9 protein-coding genes, 1 tRNA gene and 1 other RNA gene are annotated in these 12246 nt (G+C 67.2%); 4 read left to right on the top strand and 7 right to left on the bottom strand.

All coding sequences use genetic code 11. The features are described 5' to 3' along the window. Positions 1 to 24: 24 nt before the first annotated feature. Both recR and ACY48M_RS00440 read right to left on the bottom strand, forming a co-directional pair. Positions 25 to 624 (bottom strand): recombination mediator RecR, encoded by a 600-nt coding sequence (recR, locus tag ACY48M_RS00445; protein WP_462818275.1) that lies wholly within the window; start codon positions 622 to 624, stop codon positions 25 to 27. A 1-nt stretch (position 625) separates the two neighbouring features. After that, on the bottom strand, positions 626 to 3073 hold the full coding sequence (locus ACY48M_RS00440) for a DNA polymerase III subunit gamma and tau (RefSeq protein WP_462819224.1): 2448 nt from the start codon (positions 3071 to 3073) through the stop codon (positions 626 to 628). A gap of 287 nt (positions 3074 to 3360) precedes the next feature. On the opposite strand from ACY48M_RS00440, the gene ACY48M_RS00435 reads away from it, so the two are divergent. Beyond that, positions 3361 to 4335, top strand: a complete 975-nt coding sequence (locus ACY48M_RS00435; RefSeq protein WP_462818274.1) for a hypothetical protein — start codon at positions 3361 to 3363, stop codon at positions 4333 to 4335. A 77-nt stretch (positions 4336 to 4412) separates the two neighbouring features. Here ACY48M_RS00435 and ACY48M_RS00430 read toward each other — a convergent pair whose 3' ends face one another. From ACY48M_RS00430 to ACY48M_RS00415, 4 genes are all read right to left on the bottom strand, one after another. After that, entirely contained in the window at positions 4413 to 5537 is a 1125-nt protein-coding gene (locus tag ACY48M_RS00430; protein WP_462818273.1) for an acetate/propionate family kinase, read from the bottom strand. Then, positions 5534 to 7621: a phosphate acetyltransferase gene (pta, locus tag ACY48M_RS00425; RefSeq protein WP_462818272.1), complete on the bottom strand. Its 2088-nt coding sequence runs from the start codon at positions 7619 to 7621 to the stop codon at positions 5534 to 5536. Before pta ends, ACY48M_RS00430 begins: the two co-directional genes overlap by 4 nt. A 130-nt stretch (positions 7622 to 7751) precedes the next feature. Further along, an RNA gene (ffs, locus tag ACY48M_RS00420) (signal recognition particle sRNA small type) lies at positions 7752 to 7848 on the bottom strand. Between the two features lie 171 nt (positions 7849 to 8019). Continuing rightward, positions 8020 to 9477: a benzaldehyde dehydrogenase gene (locus tag ACY48M_RS00415; protein ID WP_462818271.1), complete on the bottom strand. Its 1458-nt coding sequence runs from the start codon at positions 9475 to 9477 to the stop codon at positions 8020 to 8022. A 200-nt stretch (positions 9478 to 9677) separates the two neighbouring features. Here ACY48M_RS00415 and ACY48M_RS00410 point away from each other — a divergent pair. From ACY48M_RS00410 to ACY48M_RS00400, 3 genes are all read left to right on the top strand, one after another. Then, positions 9678 to 9762 (top strand) — tRNA-Ser (locus ACY48M_RS00410). A gap of 85 nt (positions 9763 to 9847) precedes the next feature. Continuing rightward, positions 9848 to 10813 carry an ATP-binding cassette domain-containing protein gene (locus ACY48M_RS00405; RefSeq protein ID WP_462818270.1) on the top strand — a complete coding sequence of 322 codons (966 nt, stop codon included), beginning with the start codon at positions 9848 to 9850 and terminating at the stop codon, positions 10811 to 10813. A 9-nt stretch (positions 10814 to 10822) separates the two neighbouring features. Continuing rightward, positions 10823 to 11677: an ABC transporter permease gene (locus tag ACY48M_RS00400; protein ID WP_462818269.1), complete on the top strand. Its 855-nt coding sequence runs from the start codon at positions 10823 to 10825 to the stop codon at positions 11675 to 11677. Here ACY48M_RS00400 and ACY48M_RS00395 read toward each other — a convergent pair. Further along, positions 11674 to 12243, bottom strand: a complete 570-nt coding sequence (locus ACY48M_RS00395) for a TetR/AcrR family transcriptional regulator (protein WP_462818268.1) — start codon at positions 12241 to 12243, stop codon at positions 11674 to 11676. The genes ACY48M_RS00400 and ACY48M_RS00395 overlap by 4 nt on opposite strands. Positions 12244 to 12246 lie beyond the last annotated feature (3 nt).

The following is a 12246-nucleotide window of genomic DNA, read 5'->3' as shown; positions in this document are numbered from 1 at the left end:
CGCGCAAGCATCCAATTGTAGTGGCTAGTTCTCGACGAGCCTTCGCCCCTCAAACGCCCGCCCAAGCGTAACCTCGTCGGCGTACTCGAGGTCGCCGCCGACAGGCAAGCCCGAGGCAAGGCGTGAGACGGAGAGCCCTGGCTGCTGGAGCAGCCGCGAGAGGTAGGTCGCAGTCGCCTCCCCCTCGAGGTTCGGGTCGGTCGCGATAATCACCTCGGTGACGGTGCCGTCGGCGAGGCGCTGCATGAGCTGGCGGATGCGCAGGTCGTCTGGGCCGATGCCATCGATCGGGCTGATCGCGCCACCGAGCACATGGTAGAGACCACGGAACTCACGCGTGCGCTCGATCGCCACAACATCTTTCGCCTCCTCGACGACACAGATCGTCGCGGGCGAGCGGCGCGGATCACGACAGATGCTGCAGGTCTCGTGCTCGGTCACATTGCCGCAAATACCGCAGAACCGCACCCGCTCGCGCACGATCGTGAGGAGCTCGGCGAGCCGGGTCGTGTCATACGACTCCGTCTGGAGAATGTGGAACGCGATGCGCTGCGCCGACTTGGGACCGATCCCCGGAAGACGGCCGAACTCATCAATGAGCTCCTGAACGATTCCCTCGTACATGTCAGCTTGCTCCAGGAGTCACGCGCGGATCGTGCGGCTGCTCTTCGATGAACGTCGCCCCGAGCACCTGCCGCACCACCGCCTCGCCGTATTTTTGACCGCCACCCGACTGGGTGCGCGGCGCCGGAGTGTCTGCGTTTGGGGTGCCTGCGTTTGGGGCGCCGGCCTTCGGTGTGCCTTCAGTGCGTGGCGACGCTGCTCTGGAGCCCTGCTTCGGGGGCTGCTTCGCTGCCTTCGCTGGCGCTTTGGAGGATGGCCGGTCGGCCGGCGGTGGGGCTGAATCGTAGTCGGGGTCGTAGGGAGGTTCGTCGTCGAATGGCGGCTCATCACTCGCGGGCGCTGCTGCGGTCGGTGCTGCGGCCGCGGGGACAGCTGGCTTCGTGGCAGCTGGCTTCGTAGCAGATGGGCCGGTGGCAACTGGGGCGGTGGCAGATGGGGCGCCTGGCGCTGTAGCTCCCGAGACCGACGCGCCGGGGATGGTGACGGTGGCCCAGCCGCCTGGAGCTGCATCCGCGGTGGCATCGGAACTGGCCGGGGTCGGCGTCGGCGAGGCGGCTGCCTCGGCAGTTGGTGCTACTGGGGTTGGTGCCGCTGCGGTTGGTGCCGCTGCGGTTGGTGCTGGAGCATCCGCCGCTGAAGCCTCCGCCGCTGGAGTTGGGGGTGCCTGCGGCGCGGGATCGCTCGACGGTGCGCCCACCACTGCGACGCGCGCGACGAGCTTCGGGGTGAACCCCAGCACCTCTGCGACACCCCGCTTCAAGTAGTCGCCGACACCCTCGCCGGGTGCCGACGGCGCCTTGAGCATCTCGACATCCTTTTGGCTTGGGAACTCGAGCACGAGCACCTCGCCATCGCGCAACTCCCGCACCTGGGCAGTGAACAGCACCATCCACGCCGTGCGCTTCGTCTGCTGCACGTGTTCGAGCACCTGTGGCCAAGCATCCCGAACCTGCTGCACGGTGACCGGGCCGACCGGGGTCGCCTGCGTCACAGCGGGGTCGGGCTGGTGGTCGTCAGGTGCTGGTGGCGGGGTCGCGGAAGCAGGTGCTGATGCTGTTGGGGGTGCTGACGCTGCTGGGGCCGCGTCAGTCTTCGCGACCGGGGGTGGCGGACTCGCGACCGGCGTCGCTGCGGCACGGGCGGGCGGCACCGAGGGCGCGGCGGCGGCCGAGCTGGCAGGCACTGAGCTGGCGGGCACCGAGGCGCCGGAGGCAGGGCTGGCGGGCGTCGAGGTGGCGAGGGCTGCGGAGGCGGCACTTGCCGGTTGCGGGCCCGAGACACCGACGCGGCGCTCGAGCCGCTCTACGCGTGCGAGAGCACCTCGCTCGGTTTCGTCAGAGGCGGGCACCAGCACTCGCGCGACCATGAGCTCGAGATGCAGCCGCGGCGACGTTGCACCTGTCATCTCGGTGAGAGCGTTGGCGACAAGATCGGCGGTGCGGCTGAGCTCGGCCTGGCCGAATCGGGCCGCCTGCTGCGCCATCGTGTCGAGTTCGTCAGGCTGCACCCCACGGAGGACCGCGGCGGCCGCCTGATGATTGCCCGCAGGGAACGCACTCACGACGATGAGATCGCGGAGCCGCTCAAGCAGATCCTCAACGAACCGGCGCGGATCTTGCCCCGTCTGGATGACGCGATCGATCGTCTCGAAGGCGCTCTCGGCATGCTTCGCGCCGAGTGCATCGATGACCTCGCCGAGGAGGGCGCCGTGCGTGTACCCGAGCAGCGCCACCGCGCGCCCGTAGACGACAGTGTCGCCCTCGGAACCGGCGATGAGCTGATCGAGGAGGGAGAGCGTGTCTCGCACGGAACCCCCACCGGCACGCACGACGAGCGGCAGCACGCCGGCCTCGACCTTGACACCCTCGCTCTCGCAAAGGTGTCCGACATAGTCGAGCATCTGCGCTGGCGGCACGAGCCGGAACGGGTAGTGGTGCGTCCGCGAACGGATCGTGCCGATGACCTTGTCTGGCTCGGTCGTCGCGAAGATGAACTTGATGTGCTCCGGCGGCTCCTCCACGATCTTGAGGAGCGCGTTGAACCCCTGCGGCGTGACCATGTGGGCCTCGTCGAGGATGAAAATCTTGTAGCGATCACGCGCGGGGGCAAACACGGCACGCTCGCGAAGATCACGTGCGTCATCCACACCGTTATGGCTCGCGGCGTCGATCTCGACAACATCGAGCGAACCGCCACCGTCACGACTCAGTTCGACGCAGCTGGGGCAGACTCCGCACGGGGTGTCGGTGGGCCCCTCGTGACAGTTGAGGCAGCGGGCGAGGATGCGGGCGGATGTCGTCTTGCCACAGCCGCGCGGACCACTGAAGAGGTAAGCGTGGTTAACCCGGTCGGTGCGGAGTGCCGTCGTCAGCGGATCGGTCACCTGCGACTGGCCGATGAGTTCGGCAAAGGTCTCGGGCCGGTAGCGGCGATAGAGGGCGGTAACCACGGGGTCAATGGTAGTCGCGGCGACCGACAGGCGGAGTCGGTCGCGCTGTTCGGTGCGCTCGACATCAACACACTCGCCGTCAGGTAATCCAGCAGGATGCATTCAGCAACACTCCGAGAGATCGTGCGGCGCGCACGGCGTGGCGTGAGATTCCTCCTGTTGGGCTACGTGGGTTGCCGACCACGAACGCTCGAACACCCCTCCTCCACCCTCCTTGTCCGGCAACACTGCTGACCCAGGCGGCCAACTCGGCGCTCCGTCTCGCTCAGGAAAGAGACCATTCGGGCATGGATAGCACCCTCTCATCTGTGATGCGCGATCTCGGGTATATCGCCCGCCTCGCAACCCTGCGCCGGTACGGTGTCACCCGAGCGCACATTACTCAAGCGCTCGCCTCGGGCCATCTTACACGGCCCATCCGGGGCTGGTTCGCCACCGCGCGGGCCGACGCAGACCAGATGCGCGCCATCTCGGCCGGCGCACGGATCGGTTGCGTCAGCGCCCTGCGCCGACTGGGAGTCTGGTCCGGCGAGGGAGACGCCCTGCACCTGCACGTGCCCCCGAGCGCTTCACGGCTCGATCTCGCGCCCACCAGACGTGCAGCATCCGCGAGACCTGCAGCATCCAGGCCCGAGCCCCATCCATCGCTCCGCCACACGAGGGCACACGAGATGGAGCCGATCAGGGCGGCAGCGTCGGGGCCGCCTGTCACCCATTGGCGAACCCAGCGTTGGCCGGAGCCCGAGCTGGACTGGATCGTCTCTGCGAAGGATGCACTCGCTCAGGCAATCCTCTGCCAGTCGTTCGAGCATGCTGTCGCCGCGGTCGATTCCTCGCTGGCGCTCGATGTGATCTCGAAGTCGGAGTGGAATGAGATCCACGACTCGCTACCCCACCGCCTGGCACGAATGGACACGTCGCTTGATGGCCGCGCGGGCTCCGGAAACGAGAGCATCGTGCGGCTACGGCTTCGCTCGGAGGGGCTTCGTGTCGAGCCCCAGTGGTATTTCCCGGGGATCGGACACGTCGACCTCTTCGTCGAGGGCGCAGTGGTCGTGGAGATGGACAGCGAGGCGTTCCACTCGAGGCCCGAGGCGCGCCGCCGGGATCGAAGCCGCACGCTGCTGGCGCAGGTCTACAGCATCCCGACACTGCGCCTCGGGCCCGAGAATCTGGCTGATGACGAGTGGCCCATAGTGCTGATGGCGTTGCGCCAGCTGCTCGTGGACTCGCGACGGCGTTGGCTCAACAGGATGAACTGACGACACACCGACCAACCGGAGGCAACTCGCGGCGCGTCGACGAATTTCTCCTGTTGAAGGGAGGCAGGGCCCGCGAACTACTCAGCGACGAGGGCGGCCGACTGGCGCGCGATCTCGAGCTCCTCGTTGGTGGGGACGACGAGCACCGCGACGCGGGCGCCCTCCGGCGAAATGTAGCGCGCGCTTCGGGAGGCGAGTTCGTTGCGGTCGTCGTCAATCTCGATGCCAAAAAACTCGAGACCGGCAAGCGCACGGCGGCGCAGCAGCGCGTTGTTCTCGCCGATGCCGGCCGTGAAGACGAGCGCGTCGAGACCGCCGAGGGCGGCGATGTACGCCCCGATGTAGTGCCGGATGCGATGCCGCCACACGGCGAGCGCGGCAAGCGCCGACTCGTCGCCGGTCGACGCCGCCTCCTGCACGTCGCGCATATCGCCGGTGCCGGTGAGGCCGAGCAGCCCGCTGCGGCGGTTGAGCAGCGTGTCGAGTTCGTCGATGCCGAGCCCCGCCTGCCGCGCGAGATGGAAGACGACCCCAGCGTCGATGTCGCCAGAACGCGTGCCCATCACGAGCCCCTCAAGCGGGGTGAGCCCCATCGAAGTGTCAACCGATCGACCACCGTCGACCGCGGTGACGGATGCCCCGTTGCCAAGGTGCAGCACGATGGTTTTGAGTTCGCCCAGCGGCCGGTCGAGAAACTTCGCCGTCTGCTCAGAGACATACTGGTGCGACGTGCCGTGAAACCCGTAGCGCCGCACCTGATGCTCGGCCGCGAGGGCGGCGTCGATCGCGTAGGTGTAGGCCTCTGGCGGCAGGGTCTGGTGGAACGCCGTATCGAAGACGGCGACGTGCGGCACCTGGGGCAGCGCGAGCCGCGCGGCACGGATGCCGAGCACATTCGCAGGGTTGTGCAGCGGGGCGAGCGCCGAGAGCTCATCGATTGCGCGCTCGACCTCGTCCGTGATGAGGGTTGCCGCCGAGAAGCGCGGGCCACCGTGGACGACGCGGTGCCCGACGGCCACGATGTCGCGATCGGGCCCGAGGGCATCGAGCACGAGTTGCATTCCGGCCGTGTGGTCGGGGACCTCGCCAGCCTCACCGATGCGCTCGATGAGACCACTCACGAGCGATTGTTCGGTGGTGACATCCACCAGCTGGTACTTGATGGATGATGACCCGGAGTTGACGACGAATACGAGGCTCACGAGGCATCCGCCGCCTGGATCGCCGTGATCGCGACCGTATTGACGATGTCTTGCACGAGCGCCCCCCGCGAAAGGTCGTTGATCGGCTTATTGAGGCCCTGCAGCACCGGCCCGATTGCGACCGCGCCGGCGCTCCGCTGCACCGCCTTGTAGGTGTTGTTGCCCGTGTTGAGGTCGGGAAAAATGAACACCGTCGCGCGCCCAGCCACATCTGAGCCGGGCATTTTCGAGTTGCCGACCGAGGCGTCGACCGCCGCATCGTATTGAATCGGGCCAGCCACCGGGAGGTCTGGGCGACGCTCCTTCACGAGGGCTGTCGCCCGGCGCACCTTCTCAACGTCGGCACCGCTGCCCGACTCCCCCGTCGAATACGACAGCATGGCGATGCGCTGTTCGATCGCGAACTGCTTCGCCGTTGCCGCCGAGGAGATGGCAATGTCGGCGAGCTGCTCGGCGTCGGGGTCGGGGATGACGGCACAGTCACCGTAGACGAGCACGCGATCCTCGAGGCACATGAGAAACACGCTCGACACGACCGAGGTCTCGGGCTTCGTCTTGATGATCTCGAACCCGGGGCGGATGGTGTGCGCCGTCGTGTGCGCGGCACCAGACACCATGCCGTCGGCGAGCCCAAGATGCACCATCATGGTGCCGAAATAGCTCACGTCGGTGATGATGTCGCGGGCATCCTCAACCGTGACGCCCTTGTGTGCACGGAGGCTCGCATATTCGACCGCGAAGCGTTCGCGCAGCTCCTCATCGAACGGGCTCAGGATGCTCGCTGCCGAAAGATCGAGGCCGAGCGACGTTGCCCGCGACCGCACCTCGCCCTCGTCGCCGAGAATCGTCAGCTTCGCGACACCACGCCGCAGCAGGGTGCTCGCGGCCTTGAGGATGCGGTCATCGCTCCCCTCCGGCAACACAATGTGTCGCTGCTCGGAGCGCGCCCGGTCGAGCAGGTCATACTCAAACATGAGCGGGGTGATCGTGTCGGTGCGCGACACCTCAAGCCGCTCGAGGAGCGCCTCGCCATCGACATGCTGCTCGAAGAGGGCGATCGCCGTGTCGAACTTGCGCGGGGAGTCGGCCGCCATCCGCCCGCGCGTCTGCGTCACCCGCCGCGCCGTGTCATAGGTGCCGAGGCCGGTGCGCACGATCGGCAGGCTCGAGCCGAGCCCGTCGATGAGGTGCTCGATCTGCGGCAGCAACTCGAACCCGCCGTTGAGGATGATGCCGGCAAGCGACGGGAAGGTGTCGGATGCATGCGCCATCAGCAGCGCGAGCAACACATCATTGCGGTCGCCCGCCACCACCACAACCGCACCCTCCGTGATGCGGGTGAGGCAGTTCTCCATCGACATGCCCGCCATGACGACGCCGAGGGCCTCGCGGGCGAGCAACGCGGGATCACCCTTGATGAGTTCGCCATCAACCGCGGTGAGGAGCTGCGCCATGCTCGGCGCGATAAGGAAGGGGTCTTCTGGGATGGCCCAGACGAGGACGTCGGGCCCCGCGGCATCCTGCAGCTCGGCGACGATCTCCGTCTGCTGCTCGGGGTCGGCCCGGTTGGCGATCACGCCGACCGCGTGAGCGTGAGCCGTTTCGAGCTCCTGATGGGCGAGCCCGAACACCTGGCGAACCTCGTCGGGCGTGCGACTGGCGCCGTCGATCGTCTGGCCTCCGAGCACGAGCAACACCGGCGCCCCCAGGTTGGCGGCGATGCGGGCGTTGAACGAGAGCTCGGTGGGGCTGCCGACATCCGTGTAGTCCGAACCGAGCACGACAACGACATCGCACTGGCGCTCGACCGACTTGTACCGTTCGACGATGCGGGAGAGCGCGGCATCCGGATCAGTGTGCACATCTTCGTAGCTGACGCCCACGCACTCCTCATAGGGGAGGTCGACGCCGTCGTGGGCGAGAAGGAGTTCGAGCACATAGTCGCGCTCGTGGGTTGACCTGGCGACAGGCCGGAACACCCCGACGCTGCGGGCCTCGTGGCTCAGGGTGTCGAGTAGCCCGAGCGCGATGGTGGATTTGCCTGCGTGTCCTTCAACGGACGTGATGTAGATGCTCCGGGCCACGCTGCAACCTTATGCCCGGCGCCTGACTGCGCGGTGCGCCGCCCCAGGATGACGCACCCTCCCACTTTCGCGGCAGAAGGCCGAGCGAAGCGAGGCATCGGGCGCGAGCGCAGCGAGCTTGCCCGAAAATGCAAAGGACCCCTCGCGCACCCGCCAGAGCCTGGTTACCCTTGCTGCATTTCTGCCCTGGGGGAGTTGGCCTGGATGGCGCCACGCGAGGAGCCACCGTCGAGTCTAGCGGATGCTCGCAGCCGCGTTCGGCGGGAGTTTTGTGTCTGGGCGGGCGAAGTTTTGCCCGCCCTCACACAATTCTCCCGCCGAACCGCAACCGAACCGCGGACGCCCGCCGAACCGCAGCCGAACCGCCGACGCCCGCCGAACCGCAACCGAACTGCGGACTAGAACGGGTAGGGCGCAATCTCCGGCCGCAGGGTGAGCCACTGGGTTTCGGTGAACGCCTCGATGTTGGCGGTCGCACCACCGATGCGCGAACCGGTGCCGGATGCCCCGACCCCGCCGAATGGTGCATTGGCTTCGTCGGAGACGGTCTGCTCGTTGATGTGGATTTTGCCCGAGTGGATGCGGTCGGCGACCGTCATGGCCTCCCCCACGTCGCCGAGGATGCCGACGGCGAGCCCGTATTCGCTTGCGTTGGTGAGCTCGATGGCCTCGTCGAGGGTGCTGTAGCTCATGACGGGGGCGACGGGGCCGAAGATTTCTTCGGTCCACCCGCGGTTGTCGCGGTCGATGCCGCTCAGCACGGTCGGGCGGTAGAAGAGGTTCTCGGCGGTGCCACCGGCCGAGAGGGTTGCGCCGGCGGCGACGGCGTCACTCACGACGGAGTCGATGTGGGCGAGCTGCTTCTCGTCGATGATGGGGCCGAGGTGCACGGGGCCGGCGGCAGGGTCACCGACCGCAAGCGAGTCGGCCTTCGCCGCGAGCCGCGCGACGTACTCGTCGTGGATGCTCTCGTGGACAATGTGGCGCCCAGTGGTCATGCAGATCTGGCCCTGGTGCATGTAGGAGCCGAACGCGCCGGCGGCGACGGCAGCGTCGAGGTCGGCACTCGGGAGCACGATGAGCGCGTTGTTGCCGCCGAGCTCGAGGTGGGCGCGCTTCAGGTTGCGCGCGGCGGATTCGCCCACCTTGCGGCCGGCGGCGGTTGAACCGGTGAACGAGATGACGCGCACCTCGGGGGCTTCGCAGACGGCGGCGCCGACATCCGCCCCACCTGGGAGCAGTTGCAGCACGCCGGCGGGCAGGCCTGCCTCTTCGAAGACGCGCATGAGCACGACGCCGCCGGAGACGGCGGTGCGGGGGTCTGGCTTGAGCAGCACACTGTTGCCGAGCGCGAGCGCCGGGGCGACAGAGCGGATCGAGAGGATGAGGGGAAAGTTGAACGGCGCGATGACGCTGACGACCCCGGCTGGGCGTCGGCGTGCGAGCGACCAGCGTGGCTCGTTCGAGGTGAGCACTTCACCGTGCGGATGCGACGGCAGGGCGGATGCCTCGAAGCATTCGTTTGCCGCGATGTGCGTTTCGAGGGCGGCCTTGCCCGGGATGGAGCCTGCCTCGCGCACGATCCAATCGTGGATCTCCTCGGCGTGGTCTTCGAAGAGCTGGCCGGCCTTGCGGAGCACCGCTGCGCGCAGTTCGGGTGTGCGGAGCGCCCACTCTTTCTGGGCGTCGGCCGCCGCGGTGGCAGCCCGGTTGACGTCGGCGACACTCGCCCCGCCAACACTGCCGATGGTGGTTCCTGTCGCGGGTTCGATGACGGCGATGGCCTCACCGCCGCCCTCAGTCCAGCCGTTGATGTTGATCTTGCCGTGCCAGGTGGCGGTGTCGAGCAGTGTCATGAGTACTCCTTTGTAGCGAGCGTGCGTGCGTGCCTCAGCGCGTCAGGGCATCAGCACATGGCGAGGTGCGAGCGAGTGTACGTGACGACACTGAAGCCCTCCCACAGCCGCGAGCGCCCGGCGCTGCCCCGAATATCGATGCCCCGGATATCGCGTAAGATTCTGTGAGGCCGATGCCGGGAGACCGGGATCGTTCGTCAGGAGAATTCGCCTAGTGGCCTATGGCGCACGCTTGGAAAGCGTGTTGGGTTAACGCCCTCGGGGGTTCGAATCCCCCATTCTCCGCTCCTCCGGGCCCAGCTGAGTCATAGCCGACTCATAGAGTTCACTCGTACAGTCGACGCATGTCGGCGAGCGATTGGAGCATCTCATGAGCACGCACACTGGCTCGGCCATGATCGAGGTCGAGCATGTCGGCCGCAGCTTCGGCAGCGTGCAAGCCCTGCGAGAAGTGAGTGTCACTGTTGAGCGTGGGACCGTGCTCGGCTTGCTCGGTCACAACGGCGCAGGCAAGACCACCCTGGTCAACATCCTCACCACGCTGCTGCCGCCCACTTCGGGCCGCGCGCGGGTGGCCGGGTTCGACGTCACCGAGCATCCGGCCCGGGTCCGGGCACTCATCGGCCTCACCGGCCAGTTCGCTTCGGTCGATGACTATCTGAGCGGCCGCGAGAACCTGGTGCTCATCGCCCGCCTCCTCGGGGCAACCTCCGCCGAGGCCCGCGCGCGCGCCGATGAACTGCTCGACGTCTTTCAGCTCACAGAAGCCGCAGGCAGACCGGCCCGCACCTATTCCGGTGGAATGCGACGCCGGCTCGACCTGGCGGCCAGCATTGTCGGCCACCCCGAGGTCATCTTCCTCGACGAGCCGACGACGGGGCTCGACCCGAAAGCGCGCTCAAGCGTGCAAGAGATCGTGCAGGGACTCGCCGACGACGGCACGACAATCCTGCTCACAACCCAGTACCTCGACGAAGCTGACCGGCTCGCCGACTCGATCATGGTGCTCGCCGATGGGGCCGTTGTCGCGTCGGGCACAAGCGAACAGTTGAAGGCCGAGGTCGGGACCCTGTCGGTCACGGTGACCTTCAGCACCGACGGCGAAACCCAGCGCGCAGCAGATTTCCTTCGAGCTGCGGGATTCGAGCCATCCGACCGCGCCGCGAAGGGCTCGGTCATCGTGCCGATCCTTGCCTCCCGCGACCTCGCCCGTGTCGTCGCCGCCGTCAGCGACGCTGGGGTCGAGGCGACCGGCTACGACCTGACCGAACCCACCCTCGACGACGTCTACCTCGCGCTCACCAGCTCCGCCCCCGCGGCGCCCGCCGCGGCCTGAGAGGCAACCATGACCACAAACACCAGCAGCACAGCCGCGACCACTCCCACACCGTCTTCGGGCGGCGCCGCGCCACACCGTCGCGGTTGGAACGGCAGCAGCACCTGGACCCAGATTCGGGTCCTCACCGCTCGCTCTCTGCGAACCCTCATTGGCAATCCGCAAACCATTGTGTTTGGCGTCGTGCAGCCACTGATCATGCTCATCCTGTTCAGTCAGGTGTTCGGCAGCATGATCGACACCAGCGCGCTGCCCGAGGGCGTCTCGTATATCGACTACCTCATCCCGGCCATCCTTGTGAACACGGGAATGATGTCGGCACTGCAGACCGGCGTCGGCCTCACTCAGGATCTCAACAACGGGGTGATCGCGCGGTTCCGCGCGATGCCGATCCAGATGGGCACAGTGCTGGTCGCGCGAAGCTTCTCCGACCTCGCTCGCGGCGCCGTGCAGTTGGCGCTCATGACGGTTGTTGCTGCCCTCGTTTTTGACTACAGTCCTGACGGCGGAATCGCCGGTATGGTGCTCGCCTCACTGCTTGCGCTCGCGCTCGGCTGGGGGCTCGGCTGGCTCTTTCTCGGCCTCGGCACCGTCATCCGCGATGCCGAGGGGATGCAGTCGCTCGGCATGATCATCATGTTCCCGCTCATGTTCGCGTCGAGCGCGTTCGTGACGGTCGAGAGCCTGCCCACCTGGCTGCAGGCAGTCGCGACGGTCAACCCGATGACCTACGCGGTCGACGCCGCACGAAGCCTTGCGCTCGGCACCTCGACGGGAACGGACTGGCTCACCGCTCTGCTCGCGATCGGCGTGTTCGCCATCGTCGGCGCGGTCGTTGCCATCCGCGGCATCCGCAAGCCCTAGCGGGTCGCGCCGCGAGCGACGACCACTTCGAGGAGTTCGCGCCACGGTGCCTCCGGGTCGCCGAGGTGTGGCAATCGGCCGACGAGCTCGAGGCTGAGGATGCCGTGTGCCCAAGCCCAGACGGTCGAGGCGTAGGCGCGGTCGGGGATGAGTTCAAGGAGCCGTGCGCCGGCGCGCTGTTGCAGCTCGGCGCCGAGCTCCTGCGTGGGGAACGGCCTGCTGTTCATGAGCAGGTAGAGCTGCGGATGCTCGTGAGCGAATCGGCGCACGCTCGCCAAGGTGACCTCGACTCGTTCGCGATAGTCGAGCTGCGCCTGGTCGAGCCCCTCGGCGTATGGTCGCTCGAACTCGTCGGCGAGCACCTCGTGGCCGAACGCGATGAGCTGCACCTCGATGTCGGCTTTGCTCGCGAACTGTTTGTAGAGCGACGGTGGCTTGATTCCCGCAAGCCTGGCGACCTCGCCGATGCTGAGATGCGCGAAGCCGTCACGTTCGAGCACCGTGAGGGCGACCTGGACGAGTTCGTCTTTGCGCGTCGCACGCTGGATGGGGACTTCGGCCGACATGGG

It is taken from the genome of Homoserinimonas flava, assembly GCF_054969005.1.
This window is presented reverse-complemented; position numbering and strand designations above follow the sequence as displayed.

Bases quoted from the DNA above. Each gene is read 5' to 3' on its own strand.
- ACY48M_RS00415 (WP_462818271.1), bottom strand. From the start codon at position 9,477: ATGACACTGCTCGACACCGCCACCTGGCACGGCAAGATCAACATCAAC.
- ACY48M_RS00395 (WP_462818268.1), bottom strand. From the start codon at position 12,243: ATGTCGGCCGAAGTCCCCATCCAGCGTGCGACGCGCAAAGACGAACTC.
- ACY48M_RS00435 (WP_462818274.1), top strand. From the start codon at position 3,361: ATGGATAGCACCCTCTCATCTGTGATGCGCGATCTCGGGTATATCGCC.
- ACY48M_RS00400 (WP_462818269.1), top strand. From the start codon at position 10,823: ATGACCACAAACACCAGCAGCACAGCCGCGACCACTCCCACACCGTCT.
- recR (WP_462818275.1), bottom strand. From the start codon at position 624: ATGTACGAGGGAATCGTTCAGGAGCTCATTGATGAGTTCGGCCGTCTT.
- ACY48M_RS00405 (WP_462818270.1), top strand. From the start codon at position 9,848: ATGAGCACGCACACTGGCTCGGCCATGATCGAGGTCGAGCATGTCGGC.